Below are 15,744 nucleotides of genomic sequence, written 5' to 3' on the forward strand. Positions count from 1 at the left end.
CCTCCCAGAGGGGAGAAGCGGACCTCACCCGGCTCGCGCGAAGCGTTCGTCGGGCCGGGCGGGGGACCCCGCCGGCGGGGGCGGCGGCCTTGCCGGACGGCTATTCGCGGTCCAGTTCGAACTCCGTGTGCAGCGCGCGCACGGCGGCAGCCACCTGTCCCGCGGGGATCACACAGGAGACTTTGATCTCCGAGGTGGCGATCAACTCGATGTTGATCCCGCCCCGCGCGAGCGCCGCGAACATCCGTGCCGCGACGCCGGGGTTGCTGATCATTCCCGCCCCGACGATGCTGATCATCGCCACGCGGTCATCCGACAGGATCTCCTCCGCGCCGATCTCCCCGGCGACGGCGCGGGCGGCTTCGACCGCCGCCGTCATGTCGGGCTTCGCCACGGTGAAGGAGATGTCCGCGCGCTCCCGACGCGGCACGCTCTGGATGATCATGTTCACGTTCACGTGGCGCTCGGCGACGGCGCGGAAGAGAATGTGGGCCGTCCCCGGCCGGTCGCCCACCCCGGTGGCCGTGATCTTGGCGACGTTGGCGTCGTGGGTCACCCCCGTCACGACTCTCCGCCGCTCGAACGCGCGATCCGTCACCATCGTCCCCCCCCGGTCCACGAAGCTGCTGCGCACCTCGAGGGGCACCTGCATCTGCTTGGCGAGTTCCGCCGCGCGCGTCTGGACGACCAGCGCCCCCGAGCTCGCCATCTCCAGCAATTCGTCGTAGGAGATCTCGGGAAGCTTGTGGGCCTCGGGGACGAGGCGGGGATCCGCGGTGAATACCCCCTCCACGTCCGTGCAGATCTGGCACAGGTCCGCGCCGAGCGCCGACGCCAGCGCCACCGCCGTGGTATCCGAGCCCCCCCGGCCGAGCGTGGTGATCTCCTCTTCGTCGGTGATCCCCTGGAACCCGGCGACGATGACGATCCGGCCGGCGGCGAGTTCGCGATCGATCCGCGTGCGGTCGACGCCGAGGATCCGGGCGCGGGTGTGGACGCGCTCCGTCCGGATCTGGGCCTGTCCGCCGGTGAGCGAGATGGCATCCGCGCCCTGGGCGTGGATCGCCATCGCCAGAAGGGCGATCGAGATCTGTTCGCCGGTTGCCAGCAGCATGTCGAGCTCCCGGGCCGGCGGGTGGTCGGTGACCTGTCTGGCCATCCCCAGCAGATCGTCCGTGGTGTCGCCGGGCGCGGAGACCACGACGACGACGCGATGGCCGGCTCGGTGGGTGGCCACGATCCGCCCGGCGACGCGCGTGATGCGTTCGGGCCCCGCGACCGAGCTGCCGCCGAACTTCTGAACGATCAGGCTCACGGGCCGCCCTCCGCCACCGCGCCCTCGCCGTCGAACTCCGCGTGCAGGATGCGGCACGCCGCGCCCGCGGCCTCGAACGCCTGCGCCATGGCCGGGCCGATCGCGGGGGCGTCCCCGAACGCGAGCACGGCAGGGCCGGAGCCGCTGAGCGCCACCCCGTGGGCGCCGGCGCGCCGCGCGGCCGCAAACACCTCGGTCAGCCCGGGCACGAGCTGTTCCCGGTACGGCTGGTGCAGCCGGTCCTGGGTCGCTTCATCGAGCAGATCCGGACGCCCCCCAATCAGCGCCGCGACCAGCAACGCGGCCCGGGTGACGTTGAAGACGGCATCGGGGAAGGGGACGCGGGCGGGAAGCCGGCGCCGCGCTTCGTCCGTCGACACGTGGTAGTCCGGCACCGCCAGCACGACCCGCAGGGTGGGGGGCGCCAGACGCATCCAACGGACCCCGGTGGGGGTCCGGGCGCAGACGACGAGCCCGCCGAGCAGGGCGGGGGCGACATTGTCGGGGTGCCCTTCGATCTCCGTGGCCAAGTCGATCAGGGCCCGCTGGTCGAGCGGGCCGCCCAAGAACGTGTTGGCCGCGACCGCCCCGCCGATGATCGCCGCGGCGCTGCTTCCCAGGCCGCGCGAGAGCGGGATGCGGTTGTGCTGGTGGAGCCGGAAGGCCCGAGAGGCGGCCGCGTCCTCGCCCTCCACCCGCGCCACGACCGCCATCACCGCTCGGTAGGCGAGGTGCGTCGGATCGCGCGGCAGCGATCTGGCTCCTTCGCCGTCGATGTCGATCTCCGGCCTCTCCGCCGGCTGAAGCGTGAGGTCGTTGTGCAGGCGCAGGGCCAGCCCTAGGGCATCGAACCCCGGTCCCAGGTTGGCGGACGTGGCGGGGACCCGAACCGTGATCATCGGACCGCCATCATCTCGTCCACGATCCGCTCGAGCGCCTCCGGCGTCGCCGGGACGGCCTCGGGCCGCCGTTCGGTGCGGAGCACCGACTCCGGGTCCTTGAGCCCGTGGCCGGTCACCACGCAGGCGATGAGCAGGCCCGGCGGCAGCCGCCCCTCGCGCGCCCGTTTGAGGAGCCCGGCGACGGGCGCGGCGGAGGAGGGCTCGATGAAGACCCCCTCCTCGACGGCCAGCAGCCGCCGCGCGGCGAGCAGCTCCTCGTCGGTGACCGCCTCGAACCCCCCGCCCGACTCTCGCGCCGCCGTCACCGCGCCCTCCCAGGAGGCCGGCCGGCCGATCCGGATCGCCGAGGCGATCGTCTCGGGGCGCTCCACCGGGTGGCCGAGGACGAAGGGCGCGGCCCCCGCAGCCTGGAAGCCCCACATCTTCGGGAGGGCGGCGATCCGGCCGTCGCGGTGGTATTGGACAAACCCGCGCCAGTAGGCGGTGATGTTGCCCGCGTTGCCGACGGGGATGGCGAGCACGTCCGGCGAGCGCCCCAACGCGTCGCAGATCTCGAACGCACCGGTCTTCTGTCCCTCGATCCGGTACGGGTTCACGGAATTCACCAGCGTCAGGCGAAACCGCGGGGCCGTCTCGCGGACGATTCGGAGCGCTTCGTCGAACGAGCCTTCCACCGGGACGACGCGCGCCCCGTGGGCCATCGCCTGCACGAGCTTGCCCACCGCGACCCCGCCCGCCGGGACCACCACAAAGCAGGGAAGGCCGGCCCGGGACGCGTAGGCCGCGGCCGCGGCCGCCGTGTTCCCCGTGCTGGCGCAGACGACCGCCCGGCTTCCGTCCTCCAGCGCCTTCGACATCGCGAGGGTCATGCCCCGATCCTTGAACGAACCGGTCGGATTCTGCCCCTCGTATTTGATGTACACCTCGATCCCGGGCAGGTGGCGCATGAGACGCGAGGCGCGCAGCAGCGGGGTGGCGCCTTCCAGCAGCGTCACGAGCGGTGTGCTCGGGGTGACCGGCAGGTAGGGGCGGTACTCCTCGATCACCCCGCGCCAGGTGCGCAGCGCGCCCCCGGCGTCACTCCTCACCGTCGACCACCCGGATGACGTTGCGCACCGTTCCCACGACGTCGAGGCTTTCCACCCGGCTCAGCACGCGCCGCATCTGCTGTTCGCGCGTCGTGTGCGTGACCAGCACGATGTCCGCGGTCTCCCCCCGGCTCTTTTGCACGACGGAGTCGAGGCTGACCCCCTCCTCGCCGAACACCGCCGCGATCCGGGCGAAGACGCCCGGGCGGTCGGTGACCTGCATCAGCAGGTAGTACGGCGAGGTCGTCTCCTCCATCGGCCGGAGCGGGCGGGGGGACATCGGTCGGAACCCGACCCGCCCGTGGGCCGCCGCGCGGCGGTTCCGCGCGATGTCGATCAGGTCGGCGACGACCGCGCTCGCCGTCGGCGCACCCCCCGCCCCGCGCCCCACGAACATGACCTCGCCGACCGCGTCCCCGCGGACGAAGACGGCGTTGAGCTCGTTGCCGATCGCCGCGAGCGGATGGGCGAGGGGAAGGAACGCCGGGTGCACGTGCGCTTCGATCCGCCCCTCCTCCTCGCGCGTAATCGCCAAGAGCTTGACGGTGAACCCCAACTCCTCGGCGAACTGGATGTCCTGCGGGGAGATCCGCGCGATGCCTTCGCGATAGACGTCATCGGCCCTGACCGGCGTCCCGAAGGCGATCGTCGCCAGGATAGCGAGCTTGGCCGCGGCGTCGTGCCCTTCGATGTCCGCGGTGGGGTCGGCCTCCGCGAAGCCCAGGCGCTGAGCTTCCGCGAGCGCGCGCGCAAACTCCCACCGTTCCTGCGCCATCTTCGTCAGGATGTAGTTGGTCGTACCGTTCAGAATCCCGACGACCTCGCGGAACCGGTTGGCGGCGAGCGACTCCCGGAGCGGTTGAATCAACGGCAGGCCTCCGCCGACGCTGGCTTCGAACCGGAGGTCCACCCCCGCCCGCTCCGCCTCCACGAACAGCTCCGGCCCGTGCTGGGCCATCAGCTGCTTGTTGGCGGTGACCACGCTCTTGCCCCGTCCGAGCGCGTCGAGCAGCAGCGCGCGGGCCGGCTCGATGCCGCCGATCACCTCCACGATCACGTCCACGCCGGCGTCGGCGATCACCGCGCCGGCGTCGGCGGCCAGCACCCCCGGATCGAAGCGGATCTCCCGCGGCCGCCCCGGATGGGCGGTGGCGACGCGGACCAGGCGGAGGCCGACGCCGGTGCGCCGGCGGATCTCCTCCCCATTCGTCTGGAGGAGGCGCACCACCGCGCTGCCGACGGTCCCGCACCCGAGCAGACCGATCCGGAGTTCGTCGACCACCTTGTGCGGCATCCCGGGCGCTTCCAGAGCGGGCACGCTGCTTACGGTGCCCCGATCAGCGTTTGTCGGGCACCGGCCCAAACCCGCCGATCCGTCCGCTCGAGGGCCGGCGGGAGGGAGGGAGCAGGCCCCGACCGGCGGGCCGGCCGTCGGCGAGGCGTCACGCCGTCACCCCGATGGCGGCGAGGTCGCTGCGCATTGCCCGACGTTCTTCGTCGGTGAACGCGAGGGCCGGTGGGCGGACCGTGGCGTGCCGGCTGAGGCCCACGGCGGCCATCGCCTCTTTCACCACCACAAACGGCGGCGCGTCCGCGGTGTACAGTCGGCGCACCGGCGCCGAGGCGCGGTGGCGCTCGGCCGCGGCCTCGAGGCGGCCGGCCCGCACGTCCGCATAGATCTGCACAAACGGATCCGGCCAGTAATTGGCGGATCCCGGGACGCATCCGTCCCCGCCGGAGAGCAGCGTGTTGAGCAGGTGGTAGTCCATCCCGGCGAGCACGGAAAACTCCGGCCGGGTGCGCTTGACCAGTGCGATCGTCTCCACGATGTGGGCGGCACTGTCGATCGTGTCCTTGAGCCCCGCGATGTTGCGGTGCTCGGCGGCGAGCCTGGCGACGAGAGCGGGGGTGATGCTCCGTCCCGTCAGCGCCGGGAAGTTGTAGATGTACACCGGCAGCGCGGTGCCCATCGCCAGGAGGCGGTAGTGCTCGTGGATCGACCGCTCGGAGGGGAGCCAATAGTACGGCAGTACCGAGACCACGCCGTCGGCGCCGGCCTCCTCGGCCTGACGCGCGTAGGCGATCGCTTCGTCGGTCCACGGGCTGCCGATCCCGACGAGCACGGGCACCCGTCCCCGGGCGGCGCGCACGGCCAGCCCGGCGAACGCGTGGCGTTCCTCCCGCGAGAGCGAGGTGAATTCTCCGGTCGTCCCGAGCGCGAAGATCCCGTGCACGCCCCGTCCGATCAGCCAGTCGATGTGCCGGGCGTTCGCCTCCTCGTCCACGCGCCCCCGCTCGTCGAAGAGCGTCGGGATCGGAACGACGATGCCGGCGAGGGGCGGGGCGGTCATTGGGGACTCTCCTCCTTCACGGACTTCAGGTATCCGGCGACGAGGTCCGCGGCTTCCGCGGCGCGGTCGTCCGGGACGAAGAGGTCGCCATCCCACGCGCCGCCCACGGGGCGGTTGTAGCCGGGGATGAGGTTCGACCGCAGCAGGACGGGGATCCCCGCGTCCTCGAGCATGCCTTGGAGCATCACCGCCTCGACTTCCGTCGTCGCCGTGTGCACCTTTTTCATCCCGTCACCGCGCCGCTTCCTGCTTCAGCGACAGCCATAGCCGGTACACCCGATTCCGACGCAGCCCCGTCGCCTGGGCCGCTCGTCGCACCGCCTCAAATGGTGCGATCCCATCCTTCAACGCGTCGCGCAGGATCGATCGCGCCGACTCCTCCGCCTCGGGAGCGGCGGCATCGGCGATGACGCGGTCGACCGGCGTGAGATCCGCCCCGGCGAGCACGAGGGTGAACTCTCCTTGGGGCCGGTGCTCGGTGAAATGCCGAATCGCGTCGCCGATCGTGCCGCGAAAGAGCTCTTCGTGGATCTTGGTCAACTCGCGGGCCACCGCGATTTTCCGGTCACCCCACGCCGCGGCGAGCGCCTGCAGCGTCTTCATCAAGCGGTGGGGAGCTTCGTAGATCACCAGGGTGTGCGCCACCGAGCGGAAGGCGTCGAGCACTCGCTGGCGCTCGGACGCGGCCGGCGGAAGGAAGCCGAGAAACGTCACCGGCTCGGTGGGAAGCCCCGAGGCGACCAGTGCCGTGACGAAGGCGCTGGGGCCCGGCAGCACGATGACGGGCACCCCGTCCTCGACGGCGTGCTGCACCAGGTCGACGCCGGGGTCGCTCAGCCCGGGGGTCCCGGCGTCGGAGACGAGGGCGATCGACTCGCCCGCGAGCAGCCGGGCGATCAGCTCCGGCGCGCGCGCGCGCTCGTTGTGCTCGTGGACGCTCACCACTCGGGCGGGGATCCCGTGATGCGTCAGGAGCTTGCGGGTCCGCCGGGTGTCCTCGGCGGCGATCAGGGCCACTTCCCGGAGGATGCGCAGCGCGCGCAGTGTGATGTCCTCCAGGTTGCCGATCGGGGTGGCCACGAGGTAGAGCGTTCCGACTTTGGTCGCTGTCACACCCCCACTATACCAGAGTGCCCCGCGGCGCGGGGCGCTCCGCCGGGTCCGCGGCGCGACGACGTCTCGAGACGTTTGAAGTGGACTTCCCCGGGGGAACCACTATAATGGAAACCGGACGACCATCAAACAGGCCTGTGTGGTTGTGCCGAGTCCCTGCCGCGGGCAGGGAGCGGGGGATCCGGATGGTGGGGCGCAGCTCGCGCGCGGCGCGAGTAGGGGAGTCTCTCTCGACCCGAGCCCGACAGCTAACCCCGTAGGCGGCGAGGGAGGGTGGCCGGGACAACGAGCACGCCCGGAGGCCCCGTCTCCGGGCGATTTGTATTTCTCCCTCGCGCGATCACTCAGGACGACTCCGGGGGGGGTGATGATCGGTGCATGGGCATGGTGGGCTTCCGAATCGCCTGCGCGGGGTCCTGGCCGACCGCCCGTTGATCGTCGTCAGCAACCGGGAGCCGTACACGCACCGCCGCAGCGGGGGCGCGGCGAAGGTCGAGCGCCCGGTGGGCGGGCTCACCGCGGCTCTCGATCCGGTGATGCAGGATCTCTCCGGGACTTGGATCGCCTGGGGGGATGGGGACGCGGACTTCGACGACGTCGCCGCGGGGGGGAGGGTTCCGGTTCCCCCCGAGGCCCCTCGCTACACGCTGAAGCGCATCGCCCTGCCGCATCCCGAGGTCGAGGGATACTACTACGGGTATGCGAACCAAGCCCTGTGGCCGCTCTGCCACATGGCCATGAGCCAGGCTCGGTTTCGGGCCCGCTATTGGGCGGCGTATCAGAGCGTGAACGCCCGGTTCGCCGCGGCGGTTCGGGAGGAGGCCGGCCGGGAGGCCCTCGTGTGGATCCACGATTACCACCTGGCGCTCTGTCCCCGTGAGCTCCGCCGCACCCGCCCCGATCTGTTCCTCATGCATTTCTGGCACATCCCCTGGCCCGCCTGGGACGTTTTTCGGATCTGCCCACAGGGCGCCGAACTGCTCGACGGGCTGCTGGCCAACGACTTGATCGGCTTTCAGCATCCCCGCCATGTGGAGCACTTCCTGGAGTGCGCGGAGCGCGAGATCGGCGCTCGGGTCGAAGACGGCATCGTCGAGTACAAGGGCCGGGTGACCCACGTCGAGGCCTTCCCGATCAGCGTGGATGCCGCGGCCTTGGACCAGCTGGCGAGGTCCCGGTCGTGTGAGCGGTGGATGGCTCGGTTGCGCCGGCGGTTCGCGCTCGAGGGGCGGACCGTGGCGGTGAGCGTCGACCGCCTCGACTACACGAAGGGGATCCCCGAGCGGCTCAAGGCGATCGACCTGTTCTTCAAGCGGCGGCCGGAGTACCGGACCCGGGTGGTCTTCATTCAGAAGACGGCTCCCAGCCGGACCCGGATCAAGGCGTACCGGGACCTTGAGAGCCAAGTCGAGGAGGCGATCGCGCACCTGAACGCGGCGTATGCGGTGGAGGGGTGGCAGCCGGTGATCTCCCTGCCGCAGCCCCTGCCGCCCGCGGGGATGGCCGCCCTCTATCGGATGGCGGATCTCTGCGTCGTTAGTTCCCTGCAGGATGGGATGAATCTCGTCGCCAAGGAATTTGTCGCCTGCCAGGTCGACCGCCGCGGCGTGCTCGCGCTCAGCGAGCTGGCGGGCGCCCGCGACGAGCTGTCGTGGGCGATCCCCATCAACCCGTATGACGTGGAGGGCTGCGCGGACGCGCTGGCGCGGGCGATTGAGATGCCGGTCCTGGAGCGGCGGCGGCGGCTGGACCGCCTCCGGACCGACGTTGCCGAACACGACATCACCCACTGGGTGGACCAGCACCTCGAGGCGGCCGCCCACCTGCTCGGGGCCCGATCCGCGACCCGGCAGCTGTTCGACGCCGCCGGCCGGATCGATCCCACCGTGGGGAGGGGGCGCCCGCTGGCCCTGCTCATGGACTTCGACGGTACCCTGACCGGGTTTGCCGATGATCCCGACTCCGTGCGGATCCCGCCGCGGATCCAGGCGGCGCTCGCCCGAATTGCCCGTGCCCCGGACACGTTCGTCGCCATCATCAGCGGACGCGCGCTCGACGACATCCGGCTCCGCGCCGGCATCGACGGGATCGTCTACGGGGGGAATCACGGGCTGGAGATCGCCGGGCCGGGATGGACCTGGACGGTGCCCAAGGCCGAGGAGGCACGCGGGGCAATCGGGCCGTGCTGTGTGCGCCTGCGCGCCCGCCTGCGCGGAGTGCCCGGTGTCTGGGTCGAAGACAAAGGCCTGACCGCCAGCGTTCATTACCGGCGAAGTCCCCACCGTCATGTGGAGCAGGTCCGGATGGCCGTGCTCGAAGAGCTGGCCCAGCTTTCCCCGCGGACGCTCGGGGTTCGGCAGGGGAAGCACGTGCTCGAACTGCGGCCGGACATCTCCTGGGACAAGGGCGCCGCGGTGCGGTGGGTGCTCACCCGAGCGCTCGGGGACGACTGGGCGGCAACCGCGTCGGTGGTGTACCTCGGGGACGACCGGACCGACGAGGACGCCTTCGAAGCCCTGGCCGCCCCCGCCGTGACGGTGAAGGTCGGGCCGAACGCCCACCCGACCGCGGCGCGCTACGCCGTGCGGAACATCGACGAGGTGTACCGGTTCATCGAGACGATCGACGCCAGGCGGGCCGCGTTGTCGGTCCCGGCCGGGGCGGCCGCGGGCGGCGCGGGTGGGTAAGCGCGCCGCGAACGCGGCCTTCCGATTTACGTCCTGCCACGGGCTCCAACAGATGCTCGGCCGGGTGGCGCGGGACGAACTGGAGCTCCTCCAACACCTGGACGAGGTCCCGATCGAGAGCATCCACCATCACACCCACGCGTACTTTCTGCGCCACCATTATCTGGCCGGGGCGTACCCCAACGACTTTGCGACGTGGGCGGCGATCCAGGTCCGCGACCGCGTGCTGGGAGAGCGGCTCGCGATCGTGGACCCGTTCGACTTCCAGGATCTCGAGGCGCTTCGCTCCACGCTCATCACGATCGTCGACGACCACCTCACGCACACCCCGGTGGTGCCGCGGGTGGTGTACGGGGAGCCGTTCTACTTCATGATCACGACGCTCGCCGAATTCCCTACGGGGCTCGAGGCGCGTACGCTGCGGGAGTTCCGCGACGGCCTGGCTCGGGCCGAGGTGTCCGTCGTCTACTTCCATCTGTTTGAGGCCCCCCGCCGCCGCCTGCCGACGTTCGGGGCCTGGCTGGAGATGCAGGGAGAGGCGGGACTGGCGGAAGAGGTCCGGCGGCTCCATCCCTACACATCGGATCTCGAGGGATTGCGCGCCCGCCTGCTCACGCTCTGCGACGCTGCCCTGGCGGGCCGGCTCGAGGTGAAAGGTCCCCATGGCGACTGACGGGAACTCCCTCGACCGGTACCGGGACGTCGCTCCCCCGGGCTCGGTCGACGCGCTGTACCGGTTCGGCGAGCGGGTGCGGGGCAAGCAATTCGTGCACGTCAATTCGACCCGATACGGCGGCGGGGTGGCCGAGATGCTCCACCGCCTCCTCCCGCTCCTGAACCAGCTGGGGGTGGAGACCCGGTGGGAAGTCCTCCAGGGCGACGAGGAGTTCTTCCGCATCACGAAGAGCTTCCACAACGCCTTCCAGGGGGACGAGCAGGCGATCTCCGCGGAGATGCTCGAGCACTACCTGGAGGCGAACCGGCGAAACGCTGCGCGGCTTGACCTGGACGGCGATCTCATCCTGATCCACGATCCTCAGCCGGCGGCGCTGATCGAACGCCGGGGGCGGGGCGCGTGGGTGTGGCGGTGCCACATCGACGCCTCGCACCCGCAGCGGCGCGTCTGGGCCTTCTTTCGCCCCCTCATCTCCCGGTACGACGCCGCGGTGTTCTCGCTGCCCCGGTTCGCCCAGCGCCTAGGGATCCCGCAGTATCTGATCTACCCGAGCATCGATCCGCTCAGCGACAAGAATCGAGACCTCCCCGCGGAAGAGGTCCAGGCCGTGCTGGCCCGGTTGGGGATCCCCCAGGACAAGCCGATCCTGCTCCAGGTGTCCCGGTTCGACCGGTTCAAAGACCCGGTGGGGGTCGTTCAGGCCTACCGGTTGGTGAAGAAGCACGACGACTGCCGACTGGTGTTGGCGGGCGGTGGTGCGGTCGACGATCCCGAAGGCCCCAAGGTTCTCGCGGAGGTCCAAGCGACGGCGGCCGGCGATCCGGATGTCCACGTCCTCGTCCTGCCGGATAACGCCAACGTCGAGATCAACGCGCTCCAGCGCGCCGCCACGATTGTGCTCCAAAAGTCCACTCGCGAGGGGTTCGGGCTGACCGTCGCGGAGGCGATGTGGAAGGGGAAGCCGGTGATCGGCGGATTTGCCGGGGGGATCACCGTGCAGATCGTCTTCGGGACGACGGGATACACGGTGAACTCTCCGGAGGGTGCCGCGTTCCGGGTGCGCTACCTGCTGAACAATCCGCAGGTGGCCATGCGGATGGGAGAGAACGCGCGCGAGTACGTCCGGCGAAACTTCCTGATCACCCGCCACCTCGCCGATCTTCTGGCGCTCCTGGCGCTGCGCACCCGGGCGGCGTGAGGCCCGCCGCTAGCGCCGCGGGCGATCCTGCCGCGCCGCGGGCTTGCGCGCCCGAATGAACGCGCTCATCACCCGGCCGTCGATGCGCGGTGCATGGGCTTCGACATCAACCCCGCAGCCGGAAAGGAATTCGCGCGCGTCGTCCACGCGGTAGACGCGGGTGGGCTCCACGCCAATCGCCTCAAACCCCGCCCGCCCCAGCTTTTCGGCGTACTCGCGCACCTCCAGCGCCCCCGCGACGCAGCCCACCCACAGTTCCATGCTGCGCCGGAGGTCGTCCGGCATCTCCCCCTGGATCACGACGTCCGACACGGCGAGGCGCCCGCCGGGCCTGAGGACGCGGAAAGCTTCGGCAAAGACCCGGTCCTTCTCGCCGGAGAGATTGATCACGCAGTTCGAGATGATGACATCGACCGAGTCATCGGGCAGGGGGATGCGCTCGATCTCGCCCATCAGGAATTCGGCGTTGCGAACTCCCGCCCGGTGCTGATTGGCCCGCGCCAGGGCCAGCATTTCCTCGGTTATGTCAAGCCCGTAGGCCTTTCCGGTGGGCCCGACGCGTTTGGCGGAGAGGAGGACGTCAATCCCACCCCCCGATCCCAAATCGAGCACCGTTTCTCCCGGGTGCAGGTGGGCCAGCGCCGTGGGGTTCCCGCATCCCAGGGAGGCCCGAAGGGCTTCCGGCGGCACCTCGGCGACCTGTTCCTGATCATACAGGTTCGCCGTCACGGGATCGCCGGCGCCGGAGGGCCCGCAGCAGGCGCTCGCGCAGCACCCGCCCCCACCGCCGGCGACGCGGATCGCCGCCCGCGCGTATTTGTCCCGGATCGCGTCCTTGAGCTCCATCGATCTTGCCTCCCCCAGGGCCTAGTCCCGTCACACCGGCGTCCCCACCCACGCGACGGGGCGGGGATTGACGGCTTGGTTCCGGGTGCAACACTCCGCGTAGAGGAACCCCAACAGCTCACGTAGCGAGCCGGTGTGCGCGGCGTACCACAGGTAGGTGCCCTCGCGCCGGACGGTGACCAACTGCTCATGGCGGAGTTTCTCCAGGTGATGGGAGAGTGTGGAGTTCGGGATATCCAGCGCAGCCTGGATCTCCCCGACCACCAAGCCGCCGGGGTGGGCCGACAACAGCAGCCGCATGATGCGCAGCCGCGCTTCCGTCCCCATCGCGGCGAACATGTCGGCATAGCGGATGAGATCCCCGGGGTCGGGTTGCCGCGGCATCGCCTGAGGGTCCCCGCGCGGTCGCCGGTCCATATTTCCATAATAGCGGAAATAAGAAATATGTCAAGCCGCGCTCTGAGCGCGGCGCCGAAATTATCGGGAGAGGGAATCGCGCCCGACGGAGAACCGCCCGCCGCCGGCGAGGGCGAGCGCGAGGGCGACGGTGAGCAGCGTGAGCTCGAGCGCGAATCCGCCGACAAACCCCAGCGGCCAGACCACCTTGGCGATGGCGGTCGTCATCTCCACCACGAGCAGCACGCCGACCAGCCGGGTGCCCAGTCCCAGGAGGAGCAGGATGGCTCCCCCGGACTCGAGCGTGGCGACGGCGCGCCCGGTCACGCCGGGGAACGGCAGGTGCGCGGTCATCAGGATCGCCTCGAACCGGCCCATGCCGCCGGCCCATTTCGCGTATCCGTAGGCGCCAAAGACCGCGGCCAGGATCACCCGCAGCAGGAGCAGTGCGAGGTCGATCCTGGCCGCGCTTCCGGAGCTCAGACGCGCCGGGTGGGGCTCAGTCACTGTCCCCCAAATCGGGATCGTTCGCCTGGATCGCCTTGAGCAGATCCGCCGCCATCTTGGAATCCAGGCGCTTCACGATCTCATACTCGCGCATCGCGGCATCTTTGTTGCCCACCGCCAAGTAGGTCCGCGCCAGGTACTCGTGCGCGTTCGGGAAATCCGGCTTCAGGCCGACAGCCTGTTGGTAAGCGACGAGGGCTTTGCTGTACTGCGTGGTCTTGCGATAGGCGTGCGCCAGGTTGGTCCACGCCTCGACGTACTTCGGGTCGATGCCCACAGCCTGCTGGTAGGCGGCAATGGCCAGGTCCCACTTCTGCTCCTTCGAGTAGCCCTCCCCCTGATCGAAGAGGGCCTTCGCCTGGGGGTTGACCTGGGTGGCCTGGTTCGACGATGTGCCGGGGCCGCCGGCGTCGTGCGCCGATACCCCTCCCGCCGCCAGAGAGACGACGAGCAAACTGCCTGCGAGCGCGTGCATCGCTGCTCTCACTATTGCACCTCACGGGTGTTCGGGTTCGCCAGGCGGCGGTCGATCGCCGGTGACCCTCCCACTGTGCCCGAAGACTGTCACAAGCCGATCACGGGTCGATCACAAGTGGCCCGCATCGGCGCACACCTCGGCCAGCGCCTCGGCGGCGGCCTCCACCGTCCGCGCGACGTGCGCGGTGGAATGGGCGGCGCAGAGGTACCATCGGCCCCCGGGGATGGGGCGCACCCCCCGGCGTACCATCGCCTCGGCGAAGCGGGCGTACTTCGAAGCCCCCTCGCTGCGCGCCGCACGCGGCTCGTCGATCGAGGGCCGGTCGCTCATCCACACGTGGAAGACGGACCCCATCCCCTGAACGAGGACCGGCACCCCGGCCGCCGCTCCCGCCTGCCGGAGCCCCGCCATCAACGCGTGCCCGGTTCCGGTGATCTGCTCGTACACGGCGCCCCCGTCGGCGGCGAGGACCTGGAGCGTGGCGCGCGCCGCGGCCATCGCCGGGAGGTTGCCGTTGTACGTCCCACCGTGCAGCACCGCGCCGGTGCCGACTTGTTCCATGAGATCTCGACGCCCGCCGACCACGCTCAGCGGGAACCCGTTCGCCACCGCCTTGCCGAGGACCGTGAGATCGGGCCGGACCCCGAGCAGTGACTGCGCCCCGCCGAGGGCGACCCGAAATCCGGTGATCACCTCGTCGAAGATCAGCACCGCGCCTTCGCGGTCGCACCACGCACGGATCGCCTCGACGTAGCCCGGCTTCGGCGGGATCACCCCCGTATTGCACAGGATCGGCTCGAGGATCACCGCGGCGATCTGCCCGCGGTACCGCTGGGCGGCCCCCGCGAGCGCCTCGGGGTCGTTCCAGGGGAGGACGGCGACGTCCGCGAGCGCGGAGGCGGGCTGCCCCCGGGTCCCCGGGACGGCCGGCGCCGCCGGCGGCTCGTGGGGCTGCTCTCCGATATAGATCGTGTCCAGCCAGCCGTGATAGTGCCCCTCGAACCGGGCGACCGTCCGCCGCCCGGTGGCGGCCCGGGCGATGCGCAGCGCGGCGTGAACCGCCTCGGAGCCCGAGGAGCAGAACCGCATGACCTCCACGGACGGGACGGCCGCGGCGATGCGCTCCGCCACTTCGATCTCCAGCGGGTGCGACCCCCCAAAGACCAGCCCCTGATCGAGGACCGCGGTGATCGCCTGCGTGACCCGGGGGTCGGCGTGGCCGAGGATGATCGGTCCCATCCCGCAGACGTAGTCGATATACGACCGCCCGTCGACATCTTCCAGCGTCGCCCCCCGGCCGCGGATGAAAAAGAGCGGGGTGGGGCGCTCCGCGAGGCGGATGTTGCTGTTCACGCCTCCCGACAGCACCCGGCGGGCGCGCTGCAGGTACTCCGCGGATGTGCGGCTCTCCCCCATCAGGACGCTCCGTGATGTGTCGTCATCGCCCCTATCATACCCGGGGGGCCTCAAGCCGTCACGCGCCTCGGGCCGGCCCGCGCGCCGAGTGTGATTTGCCATCGCCAGAGAGTATGATTGGGTGTCAGGACGTCGATCACCCAGGCGGAGGGGGGACGGGATGCGCGCGAGATGTCGCGGGCTGCTGGTCATCGCAGGAGTGGTCTTCCTCGCGGCGGGGACGGGCGCCGTTCCCGGCTTCGCCGCTCCCGCGCTCCAAGGCGACCCTCAGGCCGTCGCCGAGGTTCAGGCGGCGTTTCAGAAATTCGCCGCGGCGCCGAGCTGGCGGGCGCGCATCGCGTTGGCGGGAGGCCAGACGCAGACGATGGAATTTGTGGCCCCCGACCGATTCCATATGCTCTTGGCGGGGACCACATCCTCGGAGATGTTCATCGTCGGCCACAACTCATGGATGCGGATGCAAGGCAAATGCCAGAAGCTGCCGGGGTCGCCGCCCTTCGCCAATCCGCGCGAGATGATGGGCGGCGGGAGCGACGCCAGGATCGCCGTCACCAAGGGCGGGGTCGAGACGGTGGAAGGCACCCCCACGCAGACCTACTTGATGACCATCGACACCAAAGGGCAGCAACTCCAGGAGAAGCTCTACGTCGCCACCGGGACCGGGTTGCCGCGCCGGATCGAAACCCGACCGGCCGGCGGAGGGGGCACCACGATCGACTACATGGATTACGGGGCGGCAATCACGATCGCCGATCCGCCCTGCTAGCGGCC

16 protein-coding genes and 1 riboswitch are annotated in these 15,744 nt (G+C 70.4%); of the genes, 4 read left to right on the forward strand and 12 right to left on the reverse strand.

Going from position 1 to position 15,744, the window contains the following annotated elements; translation table 11 throughout:
• Window positions 1-100 precede the first annotated feature (100 nt).
• The 7 genes from VKV57_15455 to rsmI form a co-directional block, all read right to left on the reverse strand.
• A complete protein-coding gene (locus VKV57_15455; GenBank protein ID HLW61299.1) occupies window positions 101-1,315 on the reverse strand; it encodes an aspartate kinase in 1,215 nt (404 codons plus the stop codon).
• Complete coding sequence (gene thrB, locus VKV57_15460) at window positions 1,312-2,214, reverse strand: homoserine kinase (protein HLW61300.1); 903 nt, start codon at window positions 2,212-2,214, stop codon at window positions 1,312-1,314. Before thrB ends, VKV57_15455 begins: the two co-directional genes overlap by 4 nt.
• Entirely contained in the window at window positions 2,211-3,305 is a 1,095-nt protein-coding gene (gene thrC / locus VKV57_15465; protein HLW61301.1) for a threonine synthase, read from the reverse strand. The genes thrB and thrC overlap by 4 nt, the downstream gene beginning before the upstream one ends.
• Complete coding sequence (locus VKV57_15470; protein ID HLW61302.1) at window positions 3,295-4,599, reverse strand: homoserine dehydrogenase; 1,305 nt, start codon at window positions 4,597-4,599, stop codon at window positions 3,295-3,297. The genes thrC and VKV57_15470 overlap by 11 nt, the downstream gene beginning before the upstream one ends.
• A 148-nt stretch (window positions 4,600-4,747) precedes the next feature.
• A complete protein-coding gene (locus tag VKV57_15475) occupies window positions 4,748-5,656 on the reverse strand; it encodes a dihydrodipicolinate synthase family protein (protein HLW61303.1) in 909 nt (302 codons plus the stop codon).
• Complete coding sequence (locus VKV57_15480; GenBank protein HLW61304.1) at window positions 5,653-5,883, reverse strand: DUF2007 domain-containing protein; 231 nt, start codon at window positions 5,881-5,883, stop codon at window positions 5,653-5,655. The genes VKV57_15475 and VKV57_15480 overlap by 4 nt, the downstream gene beginning before the upstream one ends.
• Before the next feature lie 4 nt (window positions 5,884-5,887).
• Window positions 5,888-6,769 (reverse strand): 16S rRNA (cytidine(1402)-2'-O)-methyltransferase, encoded by an 882-nt coding sequence (rsmI, locus tag VKV57_15485; protein HLW61305.1) that lies wholly within the window; start codon window positions 6,767-6,769, stop codon window positions 5,888-5,890.
• Between the two features lie 136 nt (window positions 6,770-6,905).
• Window positions 6,906-7,046: riboswitch (cyclic di-AMP (ydaO/yuaA leader) on the forward strand.
• A gap of 97 nt (window positions 7,047-7,143) precedes the next feature.
• Between rsmI and VKV57_15490 the strand changes: the two genes are divergently transcribed.
• Genes VKV57_15490 through VKV57_15500 form a run of 3 tightly spaced genes read left to right on the forward strand, consistent with a single transcriptional unit; the run spans window position 7,144 to window position 11,330 of the window.
• Window positions 7,144-9,456, forward strand: coding sequence for a bifunctional alpha,alpha-trehalose-phosphate synthase (UDP-forming)/trehalose-phosphatase (locus VKV57_15490; GenBank protein HLW61306.1), 2,313 nt, complete (start codon window positions 7,144-7,146; stop codon window positions 9,454-9,456).
• Window positions 9,449-10,129, forward strand: coding sequence for a DUF5752 family protein (locus VKV57_15495; GenBank protein HLW61307.1), 681 nt, complete (start codon window positions 9,449-9,451; stop codon window positions 10,127-10,129). Before VKV57_15490 ends, VKV57_15495 begins: the two co-directional genes overlap by 8 nt.
• On the forward strand, window positions 10,119-11,330 hold the full coding sequence (locus VKV57_15500; GenBank protein HLW61308.1) for a glycosyltransferase: 1,212 nt from the start codon (window positions 10,119-10,121) through the stop codon (window positions 11,328-11,330). The genes VKV57_15495 and VKV57_15500 overlap by 11 nt, the downstream gene beginning before the upstream one ends.
• A gap of 9 nt (window positions 11,331-11,339) precedes the next feature.
• On the opposite strand, the gene VKV57_15505 is transcribed toward VKV57_15500, so the two are convergent.
• From VKV57_15505 to VKV57_15525, 5 genes are all read right to left on the reverse strand, one after another.
• Window positions 11,340-12,176 (reverse strand): arsenite methyltransferase, encoded by an 837-nt coding sequence (locus VKV57_15505; protein ID HLW61309.1) that lies wholly within the window; start codon window positions 12,174-12,176, stop codon window positions 11,340-11,342.
• A gap of 30 nt (window positions 12,177-12,206) precedes the next feature.
• A complete protein-coding gene (locus tag VKV57_15510) occupies window positions 12,207-12,560 on the reverse strand; it encodes a metalloregulator ArsR/SmtB family transcription factor (GenBank protein ID HLW61310.1) in 354 nt (117 codons plus the stop codon).
• Between the two features lie 93 nt (window positions 12,561-12,653).
• The gene (locus tag VKV57_15515; GenBank protein HLW61311.1) at window positions 12,654-13,079 is read right to left on the reverse strand and encodes a DoxX family membrane protein; all 426 of its coding nucleotides are present in this window, start codon (window positions 13,077-13,079) and stop codon (window positions 12,654-12,656) included.
• A complete protein-coding gene (locus tag VKV57_15520; protein ID HLW61312.1) occupies window positions 13,072-13,554 on the reverse strand; it encodes a tetratricopeptide repeat protein in 483 nt (160 codons plus the stop codon). Before VKV57_15520 ends, VKV57_15515 begins: the two co-directional genes overlap by 8 nt.
• Window positions 13,555-13,665: 111 nt before the next feature.
• Complete coding sequence (locus VKV57_15525) at window positions 13,666-14,973, reverse strand: aspartate aminotransferase family protein (GenBank protein ID HLW61313.1); 1,308 nt, start codon at window positions 14,971-14,973, stop codon at window positions 13,666-13,668.
• 160 nt (window positions 14,974-15,133) lie between these two features.
• On the opposite strand from VKV57_15525, the gene VKV57_15530 reads away from it, so the two are divergent.
• Window positions 15,134-15,739, forward strand: a complete 606-nt coding sequence (locus VKV57_15530) for a hypothetical protein (GenBank protein ID HLW61314.1) — start codon at window positions 15,134-15,136, stop codon at window positions 15,737-15,739.
• Window positions 15,740-15,744 lie beyond the last annotated feature (5 nt).

It is taken from the genome of bacterium (genome assembly GCA_035307765.1).
In the GTDB taxonomy this organism is placed as follows: domain Bacteria; phylum Sysuimicrobiota; class Sysuimicrobiia; order Sysuimicrobiales; family Segetimicrobiaceae; genus Segetimicrobium.

Excerpts from the sequence above, each read along its gene's own strand:
- thrB (HLW61300.1), bottom strand. The coding sequence starts at position 2,214 with ATGATCACGGTTCGGGTCCCCGCCACGTCCGCCAACCTGGGACCGGGG.
- VKV57_15470 (HLW61302.1), bottom strand. The coding sequence starts at position 4,599 with ATGCCGCACAAGGTGGTCGACGAACTCCGGATCGGTCTGCTCGGGTGC.
- VKV57_15475 (HLW61303.1), bottom strand. The coding sequence starts at position 5,656 with ATGACCGCCCCGCCCCTCGCCGGCATCGTCGTTCCGATCCCGACGCTC.
- VKV57_15480 (HLW61304.1), bottom strand. The coding sequence starts at position 5,883 with ATGAAAAAGGTGCACACGGCGACGACGGAAGTCGAGGCGGTGATGCTC.
- VKV57_15500 (HLW61308.1), top strand. The coding sequence starts at position 10,119 with ATGGCGACTGACGGGAACTCCCTCGACCGGTACCGGGACGTCGCTCCC.
- VKV57_15505 (HLW61309.1), bottom strand. The coding sequence starts at position 12,176 with ATGGAGCTCAAGGACGCGATCCGGGACAAATACGCGCGGGCGGCGATC.
- VKV57_15510 (HLW61310.1), bottom strand. The coding sequence starts at position 12,560 with ATGCCGCGGCAACCCGACCCCGGGGATCTCATCCGCTATGCCGACATG.
- VKV57_15520 (HLW61312.1), bottom strand. The coding sequence starts at position 13,554 with ATGCACGCGCTCGCAGGCAGTTTGCTCGTCGTCTCTCTGGCGGCGGGA.
- VKV57_15525 (HLW61313.1), bottom strand. The coding sequence starts at position 14,973 with ATGGGGGAGAGCCGCACATCCGCGGAGTACCTGCAGCGCGCCCGCCGG.
- VKV57_15530 (HLW61314.1), top strand. The coding sequence starts at position 15,134 with ATGCGCGCGAGATGTCGCGGGCTGCTGGTCATCGCAGGAGTGGTCTTC.